Consider the following 16,509-nt stretch of genomic DNA (forward strand, 5'->3'; position numbering starts at 1 on the left):
GTATGGGCAAGAAGAAGAGCAAGAAGCAGCTGCAGAAGGAGCTCGAAAAGCTCGAGAAGAAGCAGCTAGCGAAAAAGAAGAACAAGAAGGCGAGGAAGGCCGCCAAGCGCCAAGAGCTCACGCGTGAGAAGCTCATCGAGCTTTCCGGTGGCGACCTGCCGTATCAGCCCGCGTCGAAGAAGGTCTTCGGCAAGAAGAACTACAAGCGCATGAAGGTGCTTCTGGCTGCCCGCGTGGGCAAGAAGCGCTACAAGCACTCGGTTGGCGTGGCCAAGACGGCCAAGAAGCTCGCCAAGCTGTATGGCTATAACCCGAAGGTTGCTCGCATGGCGGGCATCCTGCACGACTGGGACAAGGGCCTGGGCGTGTACGAGATTCGCGAGCGCGCCCAAACCCTGGGCGTCGACCTCGACCCCCAGATCTCGGAAAACATGCCCTGGCTGCTGCATGGCCCCACGGCCGCTGCGGCCCTGCGTCTGGAATACCCCGAATTCGGCGAGGAAGTCTTTCAGGCAATCGCGCGCCATACCTCGGGCGCTGCCGAGATGTCGCCGCTCGATTGCATCATCTACGTGGCCGATATCATCGAGCCCAATCGCACGTTCGGCGACATGAAGGGCATCAAGCGCCTGCGCAAGGAAGTGGGGAAGGTTCCGCTGGAACAGCTCTACTTCGACGCGTTCAAGTACACCTTCACGTTCCTGGTCAGCCGCGACCGCCAGCTCTATCCGGAAACGGTGGACATCTGGAATTCCCTCATGTGGAAGTACGGCTTCGTGCGCACCATGAAGTTCTAGGCGCGCGGGAATCATACGCAAACGAAACGGGGTGGCCGATCGATTCGGCCACCCCGTTGCTATTCGTGCGATGTTCGCTTGCGCTATTCGCGACCCATGAGCTTCGCGATGCGGTCGGAGTACTCGGCGTCGGTGATGCCGGCTTCGGCCAGGTCGATGACGGGTGCGTCGTTCCAGAGCGTTTCCAGGCGATAGAAATCGCGCGCTTCGGGCTGGAACACGTGTACCACGAAATCGCCGTAGTCGAGCAGGGCCCACGTGCCGGCTTCGATGCCCTCGCGGTGGATGGGCTTCACGCCGATCTTCTCGCGGCAGTCTTCTTCGATGGCGTCGATGATGGCGTCGACCTGGCGGTTGTTCGCCGCCGTGGCGATGACGAAGTAGTCGGCTACGGAAGAGAGTTCGCCCACTTCCTGAACCATGATGTCGGTGGCCTTCTTCTCGTCGGCTGCCTTGGCCGCTACCAGCGCGGCTTCACGTACGTTGTAATCAGTCATTGTTCTCCTTAGCTTGGTGCTGTGGGTATTCTACCGCATTAGGCACGTTGGAATATACTCACCACTTCGCAGTGGAAGGTTTGCGGGAAGAGGTCCACGGGCGTGGCCTTCGTAAGGCGATAGCCTTCGTTGGAAAGGCGCTCCACGTCGCGCGCCCAGGTGCACGGGTCGCAGCTGATGTAGGCCAGGCGCTGGGGCGCGGCCTTCGCGATGCTTGCGGGCACGCCGTCGGCCAGTCCGGAACGGGGCGGATCGACCAGCAGGGCGTCCAAGTGACCCATGGCGGGCAGTTCGCGGGCGCTGTCGCCGCCGATGATGTCGACCCATAGCTGGGCGCTATCGGCATTGGCGCGCAGGTCGCGCACGCTGGAGCCAGCGCTTTCCACGGCCAGCACGTCGCCGCAGCGTTCGGCCAGGGGCAGGGTGAAGGTGCCCACGCCGCAGTACAGGTCGGCGATGCGGTCGGTTTCGGTTACCTGCAGGCCTTCCAGGGCAAGCTCCACGAGCTTTTCCGCCTGGGCGGTATTCACCTGGAAGAAACTGGGGGCGCTTGCGCGGTACGTGAATCCGCACAGGTCTTCCGTCCAGTGGCCTTTGCCGGCTAGCACCTCCACGCCCTTCACGGCGCGCGCCGAGCCCTCTTCGGCCATGACGCGCACGATGCTCGTGGCCTTGAGCGTGCTGGCGAGCGTCTTTGCCGCAGCGGCACGCGGGAAGCTGCCGGGGCGCGTCCATAGGGCGATTTCCGTATCCTTCGTGCGCAGGCTGCTGCGCACGCCCACGCGGTAGATGCCCAGATCGCCGGAACCCTGCAGATAGCGCAGCGCGCCGCGCAGGGCCTTGGGCGCCTTTTCGATGGTGCGATGGGCCAGCGGGCAGGCGTTGGCGGGGCAGAGCTCGTGCGAGCCTGGCTTGCGGAAGCCCAGCTGCAGACGCCCCTGCGCGTCGGTCTCGCAGGCCATTTCCAGCTTGTTCCTGTATCCCATCTGGCGCTTCGAGGGCACGCAGGCCGCCACCAGTGATTCGACTTCCAGCGCGTCGACGTGCGCCACGCGACGCAGCTGCGACACGACGTTCGCTCGCTTCGCTTCCAGCTGGGCCGAATAGGCTACGTGCTGCCACGAGCAGCCGCCGCATGCGCCGGCAAGCGGGCAGGTGGGGGCCACGCGCGCTTCGCCTGGCTGCAGCACATCGACTACATGGCCACGCGCGAACGACTTGCGTTCCTCCGTGATTTCCACCAGGGCCGTATCGCCCGGGGCGCCGCCTTCCACGAACACGGCGCGACCGCCTTCATCGCGCCCAATGGCCGCCGATCCGTACGCCAGCGTATCTATGTGCAGTTTCGTTTGCATGTACTTCCTTCTGTTTGCCAATGCGCCCATGTTACCAAGTGGCTATGCAGTTCAAATGTGCATGGGATGATAAACAGGGAAGATAGCGTATAATCACAAATCGTGTATGCGCCCTCGTAGCTCAGGGGATAGAGCGTCTGCCTCCGGAGCAGAAAGTCGCAGGTTCGAATCCTGTCGAGGGCACCAGGTTTATTACGGGTGCATACGTACCCTATGAATTCGGAAGGGAGCGCACATGGCGCAGTACACCCCGGCTTATCAGCCCAACGGAAACGAAATCGCCGTCATCGAAACGTCCAAGGGCACCATCAAGGTGCAGCTCGCGGGCGCCGATGCCCCCATTCACGTGGGCAATTTCGTCGAGCTTTCCCAGAAGGGCTTCTACGATAACCTGAAGTTCCACCGCCATGTTCCCAATTTCGTCATCCAGGGCGGCGACCCGAACACCCGCGACCTCGATTCCGCGCAGGTGCAGGCTGCTGCCGCTAATCCCTTCGGCGGCCTGGGCACGGGCGGCCCCGGCTATACCATCCGCGAGGAGTTCACCACGAACCCGAACAACTCGCATGAAGATGGCGCGCTGGCCATGGCCCGTTCGCAGGATCCGAATTCCGCTGGCTCCCAGTTCTACCTGTGCCTGGGTGCCCAGCACTTCCTCGATCCGAACTACACCGTGTTCGGCCAGACCATCGAGGGCAAGGATGTCATCGGCCAGCTCCGCGTGGGCGATGTCATCGAGCACATTACCATCGAAGGCGCGAACGACTAGTCAAGCCCCCCTTGCTTGGCAGTCATTCGGCACGAGAGGACAGATCGGCACTATGAACAACGTCTTATTCCAGAGGGCACGCGAAGCCTATGGCGTGAACGATTACGTTTCCGCGCTCGAGGGCTTCACCCAGTGCCTGCAGGGCTTAAGCGATGGGGAAGAAGTAGCGGAAGGCGAATTGGGCCTGCTGTATCACCAGATCGGCAATTGCCTCATGAAGCTACACGACTACGAGGAAGCCATCCATGCCTACACGCAGGCCACGGCCGATAACTCGTACGAGGGCATCGGCGCCGTGAACTGCAATCTGGGCAATTCGTACGCCGCGCTGCACGACTACGAGAATGCAGTCAAGCATTTCGAGATTGCCGTTTCCGATGCCAAGTACGATTCCGTGTACAAGGCGTATTCGGGCATGGGCAAGGCCTACCTGAAGCTGGGCAAGTCCGCCGAAGCTGGTTCCGCGTTCCGCTCCGCCGCACTCGACGAGGCGAACCCGAACCCCGCTCAGGCCCTTTTGAACCTGGGCATCTGCTTCATGGCGCTCGACCGTCCGGCCGACGCCGTGGCTTCCTACGAAAGCGCGCTGCAGTTCGACATGAACTCTGCCACGCGCAACAAGCTGTATGCGAACATGGGCCAGGCCTACACGGCAACGGGCCAGTTCCAGCAGGCCGTGAATGCCTTCGAGGAAGCTCTTGCCGACAAGACGTACTTCCTGAACGACGCCGCGAGCGTCGACTACCAGCGCGCCATTGGCCAGGTTGCCCAGGGCACCCAGGTGCTGGCCGCCGTGGAAGACGACCCTGCTGCCACGGCCGACATGTCGGGCCTCGACGTGCCGGGCGACGGCGCTCCCATCTACCACGAAACCGACATGGCCGCTGCGGCCCAGAACCCGTACTACTACGCCGACAGCTACGGCGTGTCCGACAAGTACAATTCGGGCGACGAGCGCTTCTTCAACGCAACCGAAGAGGAAATCGAGCAGTGGAGCCGTGGCGTTGCCAGGCAGGATCGCAAGCGCCGCAACGTGGGCCTGAAGATCCTGGTTGCCTTCATCGTGGTGCTCGTGCTCGCCGCGGGCGCTGGCGTGTTCGCCTATTCCCAGGGCTATGGCTATCCCACGCAGGAAAGCGTGGTGAAGCAGCTCTTCGCCGATCCCACCAACGCATCTTCGGTGTTCTCCTCCGACCTTTCCAGCGAAAAGGTCGAGAAGATGCTCGACCCGGTGGTGCAGGATGCCAACGTCACCATCGACGGCCAGGAAGCTTCCATGAATTCCAGCGTGGAATACGTAACGGCTTCCACCAGCGAGGGCGGCGAGGTCCAGTACAAGATCACCATGTCGCGTGACGGCATTGGCTGGAAGATATCGAATATCGAGCTCTATTTCGCGAGCCAGAACTAATCGTTAGCAGTGCTATCAGGAAAGAAAGGATTATTGATGGCAGTACAGAAGACTTACACCATGATCAAGCCCGACGGCGTGCGCAATGGCCACATCGGCGAGATCGTGAATCGCTTCGAGCGCGCTGGCCTGAAGGTCGAGCGCATGGAGCTGGGCATGGTTACCATGGAACAGGCTCAGGCCAACTACGCCGAGCATGAGGGCAAGCCTTTCTACGAGGGCCTCATCTCCTACATCACCAGCGGTCCCGTGGTGAAGATGGTCGTTTCTGGCGAAGGCGCCGTTGCCAAGGTTCGCACCCTCATGGGCGCCACCAATCCTGCGGAAGCTGCCCCCGGCACCATCCGTGGCGACTTCGGCCTGATCATGGACGAGAACGTCATCCATGGTTCCGATTCTCCCGAGTCCGCCGAGCGCGAAATCGGCATCTTCTTCAACTAATTGCCGAGAAATCGCAGTTTGGGGCCGGCTCTTCGGAGCCGGCCTTTTTCGTGCCATGGGGTGGGGCGCGCGGGCGTTTCGCGTCGCCTGGGCTCGTTCCTTCGGGGCCCAGCAGGCATGCACCGTGCGGAATACCGTGCGTACGTGGCTTCGCACCAGCGGGTATGCATTATAGTTCGCGTATGAATTTACGTGGTGCGCCACGTGGCTGTGTTACCATTTGCATTTGGAAATTCCGAGTATGAAGGACTGCCTTTATGTCGTTTATGGATTGGTTCAACTCGGCGGGATCATCGTACGATATGGCAATCGACCTGGGCACCGCGAACACGCTGGTTGCCATTACGGGCGAAGGCATCGTTATCAACGAACCGTCGGTTGTTGCAATAGAAAAGAGCACGCACCGCGTTCTTGCCGTTGGTCATGAAGCCAAGAACATGATCAACCATACCCCCGATGCGTTTTCGGCGGAACATCCGCTGCATGACGGCGTTATCGCCGACTACGACGTCACCGAGGCCATGCTGTCCGCCTTCATCAACAAGGCGGTCGAGCGCAAGTACCCCTGGCAGCCCAAGCCGCGTATCGTCGTGTGCATTCCCTGCGGCGCTACCAGCGTTGAAAAGCGTGCGGTATTCGAAGCCACCATTCAGGCGGGTGCGCGTCAGGCGTACCTCATCGAAGAGCCCATGGCCGCTGCCATGGGTGCCGACCTGCCCGTAACCGAGCCTACCGGCTCCATGGTCGTCGATATCGGCGGTGGTACCACGGAAGTGGCCGTCATCTCGCTGGGCGGCATCGTTACGTCGTCTTCGCTGCGTCTTGCCGGCAACCGTATGGACGAGGCTATTGCCATGTACCTGCGCGACCTGCTGGGCATCAAGATCGGCGAACGCACGGCTGAAGTCATCAAGATCAAGATCGGCTCCATTCTTCCGTTCGAAGACGGCCGCGAGCGCGACATGATTATTTCTGGTCAGGACGTTCTCACTGAACAGCCGAAGGAAGTTACCATTCAGTCGGAAGACGTGCGCGCTTCGCTGCAGTCTTCCTGCGACGAAATGGTGCTCCACATCAAGGAAACGTTCAAGAAGACGAACCCCGACCTGGCATCCGACATCATCCAGAACGGCATCCTGCTCACGGGTGGCGGCGGCCTGCTTTCCGGCCTCGACCAGTACTTGGCTCGCGAGCTCGAGATTCCCGTTTGGGTAAGCGAGACGGCCCTTACCAACGTGGTTATGGGCTGCCTGAAGGTTCTGGAAACGCCCACCGCGTTGAAGCAGACGCTCATGCGTTCCAGGTAAGGCGCGCTTTTCGGTATGCCTTTGAATTTCAAACAGGATCCATCGGCGATGCGGCCCTATTTGGTGCTCATCGTCCTGTTGGTCATTTCCCTCGTGAGCGTCACCATGTACGCCCGCGAGGGTTCCAGCGGCCTGCTGCACAAGGTGCAGGGTGGCGTATCCAGCGTATTCACGCCGTTGAAGCTGGTGAGCGCCACTATTTCCGCCGCCGAAGATTCTACTTCCGATAGCATCACCGACGCCACGCAGGCCACTACGGTCACCGAGCTCACGGAAGAGAACCAGGAGCTTCGTCAGACCATTTCCGAGCTGGAGGAATACCGCCAGGAAGCCCAGCGCCTGCAAGAGCTCATGAACGTGGCCGACATGTACAGCATGGAAGGCGTTACGTGCCGCGTGCTCTCGCGTTCCACCGACGCGTGGAACTTGGTGGTTACCATCGATGCGGGTACTTCCAGCGGCGTTCGCGCCGGTCTGCCCGTCATTGGCAGCAGCGGCCTGGTGGGGCAGGTTATCTCCGCCACCGAAAGCACCGCGGAAGTGCGCTTGCTGGCCGACCCGCAAACGGGTATCGCGGCCATGATTCAGTCCAGCCGCGCCGAGGGCATCCTGAAGGGCTCGTTCGACGGCCTGCTGTATCTGGAAGACGTTTCCAGCAGCGTCGACGTGCAGAAGGGCGACGTCGTCATCACGTCGGGCCTGGGCGGCGGTTACTATCGCGGCATCATCATCGGCACCGTGGTGAAGGTCGACGGCAACGCCGGCGACGACGACCGCACCATCATCGTGGAACCGAACGCCAGCACCGGCTCGCTCGAGGAGGTCATGGTGGTTACTGCCATGAATTCCGAAGGCGCCGCAGCCGAAAGCTCCACGACCACCTCTACTAGCTCGTCGTCGAGCTCGTCAACTTCGTCATCTTCGAGCAGCGAATAGGAGGCACGATGCAGCGCGAAACGAAGATTTGCATTATCGGCGCGATCATCGCGGTGTTCCTGCAGGTGGTCGTTGCTCCCAATATCGCTATTTTCCAGGTCATGCCCAATTTCCTGATCGTCTACACGCTCGTTGTGGCCATGCTTTTCTCCGACGACTCGGTGCTCATTATCGCGTTCGTGCTGGGCTTCGTAAGCGACCTTCTGGGCTACGGTCCCGTGGGCTCGCTGGCGTTCTTGCTGGTGCTCGCGTCGTTCTTCGCGTCGCGCGCCCATGCCGCCTTCGCCAACGGCACGGTGCTCATGCCCCTTGTCATCCTCATGCTGTTTGCCCTGGTGGTAGACGTGCTTTATGCGGCGTTCCTGCTGGGCCTTTCCAGCAACCTGAACCCCATCGAAGCCTTTGCGTATCGCGCCGTTCCGTGCGCGCTGTACGACTGCGTGGTGGGCCTGCTTATGTATCCGCTCCTGTCTCGCCTGCTCACGAACTCGCAGCTGCAGATGAAGTCCGTTTCCCGCTTGCGCTAGGGGTTTGCCATGCTTGCAGCCATTATTGCGGGAATAGTAACGCTGGTACTTGTCATCGTGGTGGCCGTGCTGGTCGCACGCCGCATGGGCAATCGCTCGCGTGACAAGGTGGCCACCTCGCGCGAGATTCATTCCATCGACACGTACGGCGTGGCACCCGAAAAGCACAAGACGGGCTTCGGCACGTCGGGGCATACCGAAGTATCCACGTCGAAGACGGCCAGCGGTTCTACGGGCGAGGCCATTACCAGCCGCTTCGTGACCATGGGCATCATGGCAGCTGCCGTATTCGGCTCGCTTATCGCCAAGCTGTTCAGCATGCAGGTGCTGCAATCCGACGAGTATTCTAGCCAGGCTTCCCAGAACCTGTATTCCACGGTGTACACGCCTGCGCCTCGCGGCGTCATCTACGACTGCGACGGCCTGGTCCTGGTGAGCAACCGTTCCAACTACACGGTGCTCGCATCGTCCGATGTGGCCGATGATTACGATACGGTTCGTCGCCTGTCCGCGCTGCTGGGCATTCCGTTCCAGGTGGTGCGTCAGCGCATTTTGGATAGCACGAGCGGCGCGCAGAGCATGCGCGTGGTGGCCAGCGACGTTACGCTGCGCAACATCGCCTTCATCAGCGAGCATGCTTCGGCCTTCCCGAATGTTACGTGCGAGATGCGAACGTCGCGTTCGTATCCGTACGGCGCGCTGGCGGCCCATATCCTGGGCTACACGGGCACCGCTTCCTCCGAGGATTTCGAGAACGAGACGGCGGGTCAGAACCTGCAGTCGGGCGATTCGGTGGGCAAGAGCGGCGTGGAATACACGTATGAGAATCTGCTTTCCGGCGATCACGGCACGCGCACCCTGCTCACCGACGCGCAGGGCAACGTGCAGTCGGTGGTAAGCGAGACGGCTCCTCTGCGCGGCAACGACATCTACCTCACCATTCGCGGTCCCGTTCAGAAGGTGGCCGACGACGCGCTGCGCGAGTACCTGGCGCCCGATGGCAAGCTGGGCTCCGCGAACGCCACGGGTGGTGCCGTGGTGTGCCTGGATGCCACGAATGGGGAAGTGGTGGCCATGGCCAGCTATCCTACGTTCACACCCGAAAGCTTCATCGGCGGCATTTCCCAGGACATGTGGGACGAGTTCAACACCGAGGAATCGCATTACCCGCTTATGGACCGCGCGGTGGCCGGCACCTATCCGGCCGCCTCTACGTTCAAGGCGTTCACCTCCATGGCCGCGCTCACGAATGGCGTTGCCAGCTCCAGCAGCGATTGGACGTGCACGGGCACGTGGACGGGCTTCGGCAGCAGCTACGCCCAGAAGTGCTGGAAGACGGCGGGCCACGGCACGTTGAACCTGGTCGACGGCATTGCAAACTCCTGCGACGTGGTGTTCTACGAGATCGCGAAGAACTTCTACGAGAGCGGCACGCTTTCGGAAACCGCCATGCAGGACTACATTTGCGAATACGGCTTCGGCGCGAAGACGGGTATCGACCTTTCCGGCGAGGCCACCGGCCGCGTTCCCACGCCCACATGGAAGAGCGAGTACTTCAAGGACGCCCCCGAAGAGGCCGTTTGGCAGGGTGGCGACATGACGAACATGGCCATCGGCCAGGGCTACGTGCTCATCACGCCTCTGCAGAATGCTGCGGCGTACTGCGGCATCGCCACGGGCAAGGTCTATCGCCCGCACGTGCTGCGTGAGGTGCGCAATTCGCTGGGCGAAACGGTTTTGAAGTACGAGCCCGAGGTCATCGCCGAGCCCACCATGAGTGCCGAGCACATTGCCACGGTGCGCGAGGGTCTGCGCAAGGTGATGACCCTCAACAACTACGATTCGAACTATTTTTCTGGCTGCGGTTTCGAAATGGCCGGCAAGACGGGTACTGCCGAGGTGTCGGGCAAGAAGGACTATTCCTGGTTCTGCTGCTACGCTCCGTACGACAACCCGAAGTACGTGTGCGCGTGCCTTGCCGAGCAGGGCGTTTCCGCGGCGAACAACTGCATCCCTATCGTTTCCGAGGTGCTGCAGGCAGCCATTGCCTACGACAACGGCTCGCTTACGGCCGATTCTATGGGCACGGTTACGGGTGCCTATACGGTGGTGGAATCCTCCAGTACCGATACGACGTCTTCGCGAGGTGACTAGCCCATGAGCAACGTGCAGCGCATGACGCAGATCGACTCGGTGAAGTCGCCCAACGCGCGCATTGCGGCGGCCACGCGCCCGTCGCGCTTCAAGTACATCAACCCTACGCTCGTTTTGGTAGTGGCGGCGCTGGTTGCGTATGGCCTGATCATCGTGTATACGGCTACGGTGAGCAACGAGTCGTACAGCTTCACGCGCCAGCTTTCCGGCGTGCTCGTGGGCGCCGTGCTCATGCTGCTGCTCTTCCGCTATGACTATCACCAGTTGTCGCATTACATGGCGTTGTTCCTTATCATCAACATCGTGCTCATCATGTTGCCGCACATACCGGGCGTTGGCCTTTCCGTGAATGGCGCCAACTCGTGGGCGAAGATTGGCCCCGCGCGCTTCCAGCCAGGCGAGTTCGCCAAGATCACGGTTATCCTGCTGGCCGCAAGCGTCATCGCGCGCTACGGCGGTAAGCTGGGTAGCGCGCGCGAATATCTGAAGGCGCTGGGCATTCTCATGGTTCCCGTGGTGGCCATTCTTACGCAGCCCGACTTGGGCACGGGCATGGTGTATCTATTCATCGCAGGTACGGCGCTTATCGTGGGTGGCGCGCGGCCGCGCTTCATCCTCATCTCGCTGGGCGTCATGGCGGCTGCCGTGGCGGCGATTCTCATCCTCGATCCCGTCGCCGATTCCATCGCCGGCAAAGACGTGCTGCTGAAGGATTATCAGAAGTCGCGCCTGCTCGTGTTCCTGGACAACAGCTACGACCCCACGGGCGACGGCTATAACCTTACGCAGGCGAAGATCGCCATTGGCAGCGGTGGCCTGCTGGGCAAGGGCCTAGGCAATGCCACGCAGTCTACCTTGGGTTATCTGCCCGAATCGCCTACCGACTTCATCTTCTGCGTGCTGGCCGAACAGCTTGGATTCGTGGGGGCGCTGCTTCTCATTGCGCTCTACGCCGCCTTGCTCTTCGTGTGCTATCGTATTGCCTACAATGCCAACGATATGTTCGGCACGCTCATCGTCATGTGCACGGCCGGCATGTGGCTCTTCCAGATTCTGGAGAACATTGGCATGACGTGCGGCCTTATGCCCATTACGGGCATTCCGCTGCCCTTCATGAGCTACGGTACTTCGTTTATGGTGGTCAATTTCGTCATGCTGGGCTTCATTGGCTCGGTATGGGCTCATAACGGTAGGTAGAGCGCTCGCGCTCGGCAAAAGGAGAGATGCATGATGCTTCCCATCGATCCCACCGCGGTGCTCGATGCTTCAACCGATATTGAATCCGCGCGCGCCATGCCGCTGCGTTTGGCGCTGCTCGTCGACCCGGAATCGTCGCCCTCGCTGCTCGATGTCGTTGCGCGCGCCTTTACGCCGCAGTCCTCGCAGGCGCAGGTCGATCTGTTCGACTGGGAAGACGTCTCTGCAGTAACTTCCGAATACGACATGGCCGTCATCGTTGCTGGCACGGGCCTGCGCACGGGCAGCATTGCCCAGGCGCTCATTGCCGCGGGCGTGCCCGCGCTCACTGTCACCGATATGCCGGCCCTCGTGCGCGAAATCGCCGAGGCAGTGGGGTGCCCGCTGCTGGAAAGCGACGTCGTTGCGCCTGACCCGCAGGTCGACGGCGGTGTATTCCCGGAAGATGACGAGTTCAACCAGGAACCGTATCCGTTCACGGTAGATCGCGAGCGCACGCTGCTCATGGGCGTGGGTGAGTGGATCGTTGCGACGTTTCGCGTGAAGCGCCTGGCCTTCGCGCTGTCGTTCCCGTTTGTGCGCCGTCCGCTTTCGCTGGAAGCGGTGCATGCCACGTCCGTTCAGAATGCGGGCATTGGCCTGGTGCCGTTCATTCCCGGTGCCGACATGCCCCTTATGACGCTCAACCAGGCGAAGATGGTGCTGCAGATTGCCGCAGCGTATGGCCAGCCCCTGGGAAGGGATCGCTGGCGCGAGCTGTTGGTGCTGCTGGGTGGCGCGTTTGCCTCGCGTTCGGTGGCACGTTCCCTCATTGGGGCGTTCCCGGTGCTGGGTGGCGTTATTCGCTGTGGCATCGGCGCTGGTGCTACCGAGGCCATGGGGCACGCGACCATCGCGTATTTCGAGGGACTGTCCGATGGTATCTACGAAGAGCCCAACGAAGAGCGCGCATTGGCGCGCGTGCGTGAGGCCGTTTCTTCGGCGCAGGGCACGGTGCAGCCATATGCCCAGGCCGTAGCTCAGGTTGCGGTAGACGTTGCCGGCAAGGCGGCCGTGAGCGTTGCCGCCCGTGCGCAGCAGGCCGCCCCCGTCGTAATTGGGTTCGCGACCGACGTTGCCCTTCCTGCGGCGTACGCCGTTGCCCAGAAGGCGGGTCCCGTTTTGCGTAAATCGGCCGATGCCGTGGCGCCGGTCGTTGGTCATGCGGTGTGCGAGGTCGTTCCCGCCGTCCGCGAGACCATTCATGTGTTTTGCCGTAAACAGGGCATAGAGCCCGACGAGTTCGCCCGTGCCATGGTGGATTCGTTTATCGATTCGCGCGGAGGTAAGCGTTAGATGCCGCGTACAATGACCGATCTGTGGCCCCGTCTGCGGGGTCTGCTTCCGCGTGCCGAACGTCCGGTACGCTACATCAATCATGAATTCGGGTCCGTTCATCACGACTTCGATGCGCATCCCAACGATGCGTCGCTCGTGATGGTGTATCCCGACACGTATGAACTTGGCCAAGCCAATCAGGCCATTCGCATTCTGGTGAATGCCGTGAACGCCCGCGAGGGCATGTGGGCCGAGCGCTCGTATCTGCCTGCGGCCGAATTTGGCGACGTCATGCGCGAAGAGGGCCTTCCGCTGTTCTCGCTGGAAAGCTGCGCGCCCCTGCGCGAGTTCGACTGCATCGGCATCACGCTGCCGCACGAGCTGGCGGCCACGAACGTGCTTGAAACGCTCGATCTTTCGGGCGTGCCGCTGCGTGCGGCCGACCGCGGCGAGGACGATCCGTTCGTGCTGGCTGGTGGCCCGTGCACGTGCAACCCCGAGCCGTTCGCCCCGTTCTTCGACTGCATGTGCGTGGGCGAGGGCGAGGAAGCCGTACCCGAAACGGTTGCGTGCGTACACGAGGGTCGCATGGCGGGGAAGAGCCGCCAGGAGATCCTACGCGACCTGGCACGCATCGAGGGTAACTACATTCCCAGCCTGTACCGCGAGCTTTCCGGGGAAGAGGCTGCCCAGGCGGGATTCCGCGTTGAGCCCATGGTGGAAGAGGCGCCGCAGATCGTGAAGCGTCGCATCTACGAGGGCTTTTCCACGAGCAGTTGCTGGGAGCCGTGCGTGGTGCCCTTTGGCGACCTGGTGCACGACCGCCTGAGTGCCGAAGTGCTGCGCGGTTGCACGCGTGGCTGCCGCTTCTGCCAGGCGGGCATGATGTATCGCCCCGTGCGCGAGCGTTCCGCCGACAACATCGTGGAAGGCGTGCTTCAGGGCCTGGCGCATACGGGCTACGACGAGGTGAGCCTCACGTCGCTTTCCACGACTGACCACTCGCAGATCCGCGAGATTCTCACGCGCCTGAACGAGCAGGTGTCGGGCACGGGCGTGCGCGTTTCCATTCCGTCGCAGCGCCTCGACTCGTTCGGCGTCGACATGGCGAAGATGGTTGCGGGCGAAAAGCGCGGCGGCCTGACGTTCGCCCCTGAGGCGGGCACGCAGCGCCTGCGCGACGTCATCAACAAGAACGTGACCGAGGATGACCTGTTCGGCGCGCTCACTGCGGCATTCGGCGAGGGTTGGCGCCGCTGCAAGCTGTACTTCATGCTGGGCTTGCCCACGGAAACCGATGAGGACGTGAAGGGCATTGCCGACTTGGTGAATCGTGCGTATGAGCGCGTGAAGGAAGTCGTGCCGCCGGAAGAGCGCGGTCGCATCCAGTTTGGCATTTCGTGCGCGCTGTTCGTGCCAAAGGCGCAGACGCCGTTCCAGTGGTGCGAGCAGATGTCGCCTGCCGAGGCGCGTCGCCGCGTGAACGTGCTGCGCGATAGCGTGCGGTATCGCGCCATCAACGTGAGCTGGCACGATCCCGCCACGAGCTTCGTGGAGGCCATCATGAGCCGCGGCGGGCGCGAGTGCGCTGACCTGCTGGAGCTGGCGTGGCGCAAGGGTTCGCGCTATGACGCGTGGACCGAGCATTTCCGCGAGGACGCCTGGCGCGATGCGGGCGCCGAGCTGGGCATGGACATCGACGCCATGGCGCGTCGTCGCTTCGACCTTGCCGAGATTCTGCCCTGGCAGCACATTTCCGCGGGCGTTCACCTGAAGTACCTGCAGGTGGAGTACAAGCGCGCGTTGAAGGAAGTCACCACGCCCGATTGCTCGTACGAGGGCTGCACGGGTTGTGGCCTGTGCCCCGATTACGGCATTCAGGTTGAGACGCAGGAGGTGCGCCATGGCTAAGCCGCAACCGAAATCGGCGATTGAGCTGGGTGGCGTGCCCGAGGTGCTCTACCGTCTGCGCGTGGAATACGCCCAGATTGGGCGCGTTTCCATGCTCTCGCATTTAGATATGACCCATTACCTGGAGCGTACCGTGCGCCGTGCGAAGCTGCCCTTCGCCATCACGCACGGCTTTTCGCCCCACATGAAGATCGCGTTTGGCGGAGCCCTGCCCGTGGGCGTGGGCGGCCTGCACGAGATCTTCGACGTGTTCCTTACCGAGCGCGTTCCCGAGGAAGAGGCGCTGCGCGCACTGAACGAGGCTTCGGTGCCGGCGTTCCCCATGATTTCGTGCTGCTACATTCCGCGGAAGGATACTGCGGCAAGCGTGGCGTTCCCGTTCGGCGTGTATGCGGTGGAGTGCGGCGTGCCGGCCGCGCAGCTGCAGTTGCCGCAGGATATCGAGGTCACGCGCGAGAAGAAGGGCAAGGTGAAGACGCGCACGTTCCATGTGGCCGACTACCTGCCTTTCGAGCCGTTCGCGCTGGGTAATCTGCTCGTGTTCTGCCTGCAGGCGAAGCCCGAGGGCAGCCTGCGTCCCGACGTGCTCATGCAGCACGTGGAGGGTGCCAACGTGCAGACCGTCATGCGCATCGCGCAGTATGCGGGGGCGCCCAGCGTTGATGACGTGCGCGAGCGTGCGCAGGCGTATGCGGTGACGTGCGCGCAGCGCGCGTTGCGCGACGTGCTGCCGGCTACGCGCATGCGGGCGTGCGAGCCCATGAGCGCGCATACGACCTTCCAGATTGGCGGTCCGGCCGACCTGTATTGCGTTCCCGCTTCGGTGGAGGACGTGCAGGCGGTTTGCGCGGCATGCCGTGCGTTTGATCTGCCGCTGCACGTGATTGGGTGCGGCAGCAACCTGCTGGTGTCGGATGCGGGCCTGCGTGGCGTGGTCATGGAACTGGGGCCTGCGTTTTCCCGGGTGCACGTTGAGGACGAGTGCGTGTTCGCCCAGGCGGGCGCCACGAACGAGGCCGTTTCCCAGGCTGCATGCGCTGCGGGCCTGGCGGGCTACGAGTTCGCGTCGGGCATTCCCGGCACGGTGGGTGGCGCCGCCATCATGAATGCAGGTGCCTACGATGGCGAATTTGCCCAGGTGGCGGAAGAGGTCACGTGCCTTACGCCCGAAGGGCAGATCGTTACGGTTTCGCACGACGAGGCGTGCTGGTCGTATCGTCATAGCATGATGGACGATCGCGGCTACGTGGTGCTGTCTGCCAAGTTGCACCTTACTCCCGATGATTCCGCGGCCATTCAGGCGCGCGTCGACGATCTTACCGAGCGTCGTACGTCGAAGCAGCCGCTCGAGATGCCCAGCGCGGGTTCTACCTTCAAGCGCCCCGAGGGATATTTCGCGGGCAAGCTCATTCAAGATTCTGGCTTGCGTGGATATCGCATCGGTGGTGCGCAGGTGTCTGAAAAGCACACGGGCTTCGTGGTGAATGCCGGTGGTGCCACGGCGGCCGATGTGCAGGCGCTCATCGCGCACATCCAGTGTACCGTGCACGAGCAGTTTGGCGTCGAGATGCATCCCGAAGTGCGCATGTGGGGGTTCTAGTGCGGGCCTTTTTCGCTGGCTTGGGCGCTGGGTGGTAACTGCCATGCCGTGCGCCGTGTAGAGCGTGTAACGCGCCGTGGCCCGTGTGGCCGCGGCGCTTTTTGCTGTGGCGCGTGCCGTAATTCCGTTTCCGTCCCGTGAGCTGCGGCACTGTTAGTTGTGAGCGCTTACGTTTTGTGGCTCTTGGCGGTGGCTTTATCGAGTCCGGGGCGCCTTACGGCTGATTCCCTCGCGACTATCGCGGTTCACCTTCGGCGTACTCCAGGGCGTGTATGCCTTGTTGGGCTTCT

14 protein-coding genes and 1 tRNA gene are annotated in these 16,509 nt (G+C 62.1%); 13 read left to right on the forward strand and 2 right to left on the reverse strand.

All coding sequences use genetic code 11. The features are described from left to right. Positions 1-2 precede the first annotated feature (2 nt). Positions 3-797, forward strand: coding sequence for a bis(5'-nucleosyl)-tetraphosphatase (symmetrical) YqeK (gene yqeK, locus E7002_RS04170; protein ID WP_303727615.1), 795 nt, complete (start codon positions 3-5; stop codon positions 795-797). Between the two features lie 83 nt (positions 798-880). Here yqeK and rsfS read toward each other — a convergent pair whose 3' ends face one another. Both rsfS and rlmD read right to left on the reverse strand, forming a co-directional pair. Then, the gene (gene rsfS, locus E7002_RS04175; RefSeq protein WP_066662932.1) at positions 881-1,294 is read right to left on the reverse strand and encodes a ribosome silencing factor; all 414 of its coding nucleotides are present in this window, start codon (positions 1,292-1,294) and stop codon (positions 881-883) included. Between the two features lie 38 nt (positions 1,295-1,332). After that, on the reverse strand, positions 1,333-2,649 hold the full coding sequence (gene rlmD, locus E7002_RS04180; RefSeq protein WP_303727616.1) for a 23S rRNA (uracil(1939)-C(5))-methyltransferase RlmD: 1,317 nt from the start codon (positions 2,647-2,649) through the stop codon (positions 1,333-1,335). A 110-nt stretch (positions 2,650-2,759) separates the two neighbouring features. On the opposite strand from rlmD, the gene E7002_RS04185 reads away from it, so the two are divergent. The 12 genes from E7002_RS04185 (at position 2,760) to murB (ending at position 16,219) form a co-directional block, all read left to right on the forward strand. After that, positions 2,760-2,835, forward strand: a tRNA-Arg gene (locus E7002_RS04185). Positions 2,836-2,884: 49 nt separating this feature from the next. Beyond that, the gene (locus E7002_RS04190; RefSeq protein WP_303727617.1) at positions 2,885-3,418 is read left to right on the forward strand and encodes a peptidylprolyl isomerase; all 534 of its coding nucleotides are present in this window, start codon (positions 2,885-2,887) and stop codon (positions 3,416-3,418) included. A 52-nt stretch (positions 3,419-3,470) separates the two neighbouring features. Continuing rightward, positions 3,471-4,829, forward strand: a complete 1,359-nt coding sequence (locus E7002_RS04195; protein WP_303727618.1) for a tetratricopeptide repeat protein — start codon at positions 3,471-3,473, stop codon at positions 4,827-4,829. A gap of 36 nt (positions 4,830-4,865) precedes the next feature. Next, on the forward strand, positions 4,866-5,270 hold the full coding sequence (gene ndk, locus E7002_RS04200; protein ID WP_066662922.1) for a nucleoside-diphosphate kinase: 405 nt from the start codon (positions 4,866-4,868) through the stop codon (positions 5,268-5,270). A gap of 257 nt (positions 5,271-5,527) precedes the next feature. Beyond that, entirely contained in the window at positions 5,528-6,577 is a 1,050-nt protein-coding gene (locus tag E7002_RS04205) for a rod shape-determining protein (RefSeq protein WP_066662920.1), read from the forward strand. 15 nt (positions 6,578-6,592) lie between these two features. Continuing rightward, positions 6,593-7,513, forward strand: coding sequence for a rod shape-determining protein MreC (gene mreC / locus E7002_RS04210; protein WP_303727619.1), 921 nt, complete (start codon positions 6,593-6,595; stop codon positions 7,511-7,513). Positions 7,514-7,521: 8 nt separating this feature from the next. Further along, positions 7,522-8,040: a rod shape-determining protein MreD gene (gene mreD, locus E7002_RS04215; RefSeq protein ID WP_303727620.1), complete on the forward strand. Its 519-nt coding sequence runs from the start codon at positions 7,522-7,524 to the stop codon at positions 8,038-8,040. Positions 8,041-8,049: 9 nt separating this feature from the next. After that, positions 8,050-10,194, forward strand: coding sequence for a penicillin-binding protein 2 (gene mrdA / locus E7002_RS04220; RefSeq protein ID WP_303727621.1), 2,145 nt, complete (start codon positions 8,050-8,052; stop codon positions 10,192-10,194). Positions 10,195-10,206: 12 nt separating this feature from the next. Continuing rightward, on the forward strand, positions 10,207-11,391 hold the full coding sequence (gene rodA / locus E7002_RS04225; RefSeq protein ID WP_303727784.1) for a rod shape-determining protein RodA: 1,185 nt from the start codon (positions 10,207-10,209) through the stop codon (positions 11,389-11,391). Between the two features lie 30 nt (positions 11,392-11,421). Next, the gene (locus E7002_RS04230) at positions 11,422-12,726 is read left to right on the forward strand and encodes a YcjF family protein (protein ID WP_303727622.1); all 1,305 of its coding nucleotides are present in this window, start codon (positions 11,422-11,424) and stop codon (positions 12,724-12,726) included. 12 nt (positions 12,727-12,738) lie between these two features. Beyond that, a complete protein-coding gene (locus E7002_RS04235) occupies positions 12,739-14,619 on the forward strand; it encodes a TIGR03960 family B12-binding radical SAM protein (RefSeq protein ID WP_303727785.1) in 1,881 nt (626 codons plus the stop codon). Then, complete coding sequence (gene murB / locus E7002_RS04240) at positions 14,612-16,219, forward strand: UDP-N-acetylmuramate dehydrogenase (protein WP_303727623.1); 1,608 nt, start codon at positions 14,612-14,614, stop codon at positions 16,217-16,219. The genes E7002_RS04235 and murB overlap by 8 nt, the downstream gene beginning before the upstream one ends. Positions 16,220-16,509 lie beyond the last annotated feature (290 nt).

Origin of the sequence: Denitrobacterium detoxificans (assembly GCF_015062615.1) — a bacterium.
GTDB classification, from domain to species: Bacteria; Actinomycetota; Coriobacteriia; order Coriobacteriales; family Eggerthellaceae; genus Denitrobacterium; species Denitrobacterium detoxificans_A.

Bases quoted from the DNA above. Each gene is read 5' to 3' on its own strand.
- E7002_RS04205 (WP_066662920.1), top strand. From the start codon at position 5,528: ATGTCGTTTATGGATTGGTTCAACTCGGCGGGATCATCGTACGATATG.
- mrdA (WP_303727621.1), top strand. From the start codon at position 8,050: ATGCTTGCAGCCATTATTGCGGGAATAGTAACGCTGGTACTTGTCATC.
- E7002_RS04190 (WP_303727617.1), top strand. From the start codon at position 2,885: ATGGCGCAGTACACCCCGGCTTATCAGCCCAACGGAAACGAAATCGCC.
- murB (WP_303727623.1), top strand. From the start codon at position 14,612: ATGGCTAAGCCGCAACCGAAATCGGCGATTGAGCTGGGTGGCGTGCCC.
- mreC (WP_303727619.1), top strand. From the start codon at position 6,593: ATGCCTTTGAATTTCAAACAGGATCCATCGGCGATGCGGCCCTATTTG.
- E7002_RS04230 (WP_303727622.1), top strand. From the start codon at position 11,422: ATGATGCTTCCCATCGATCCCACCGCGGTGCTCGATGCTTCAACCGAT.
- rsfS (WP_066662932.1), bottom strand. From the start codon at position 1,294: ATGACTGATTACAACGTACGTGAAGCCGCGCTGGTAGCGGCCAAGGCA.
- rlmD (WP_303727616.1), bottom strand. From the start codon at position 2,649: ATGCAAACGAAACTGCACATAGATACGCTGGCGTACGGATCGGCGGCC.
- mreD (WP_303727620.1), top strand. From the start codon at position 7,522: ATGCAGCGCGAAACGAAGATTTGCATTATCGGCGCGATCATCGCGGTG.
- ndk (WP_066662922.1), top strand. From the start codon at position 4,866: ATGGCAGTACAGAAGACTTACACCATGATCAAGCCCGACGGCGTGCGC.
- E7002_RS04195 (WP_303727618.1), top strand. From the start codon at position 3,471: ATGAACAACGTCTTATTCCAGAGGGCACGCGAAGCCTATGGCGTGAAC.
- yqeK (WP_303727615.1), top strand. From the start codon at position 3: ATGGGCAAGAAGAAGAGCAAGAAGCAGCTGCAGAAGGAGCTCGAAAAG.
- E7002_RS04235 (WP_303727785.1), top strand. From the start codon at position 12,739: ATGACCGATCTGTGGCCCCGTCTGCGGGGTCTGCTTCCGCGTGCCGAA.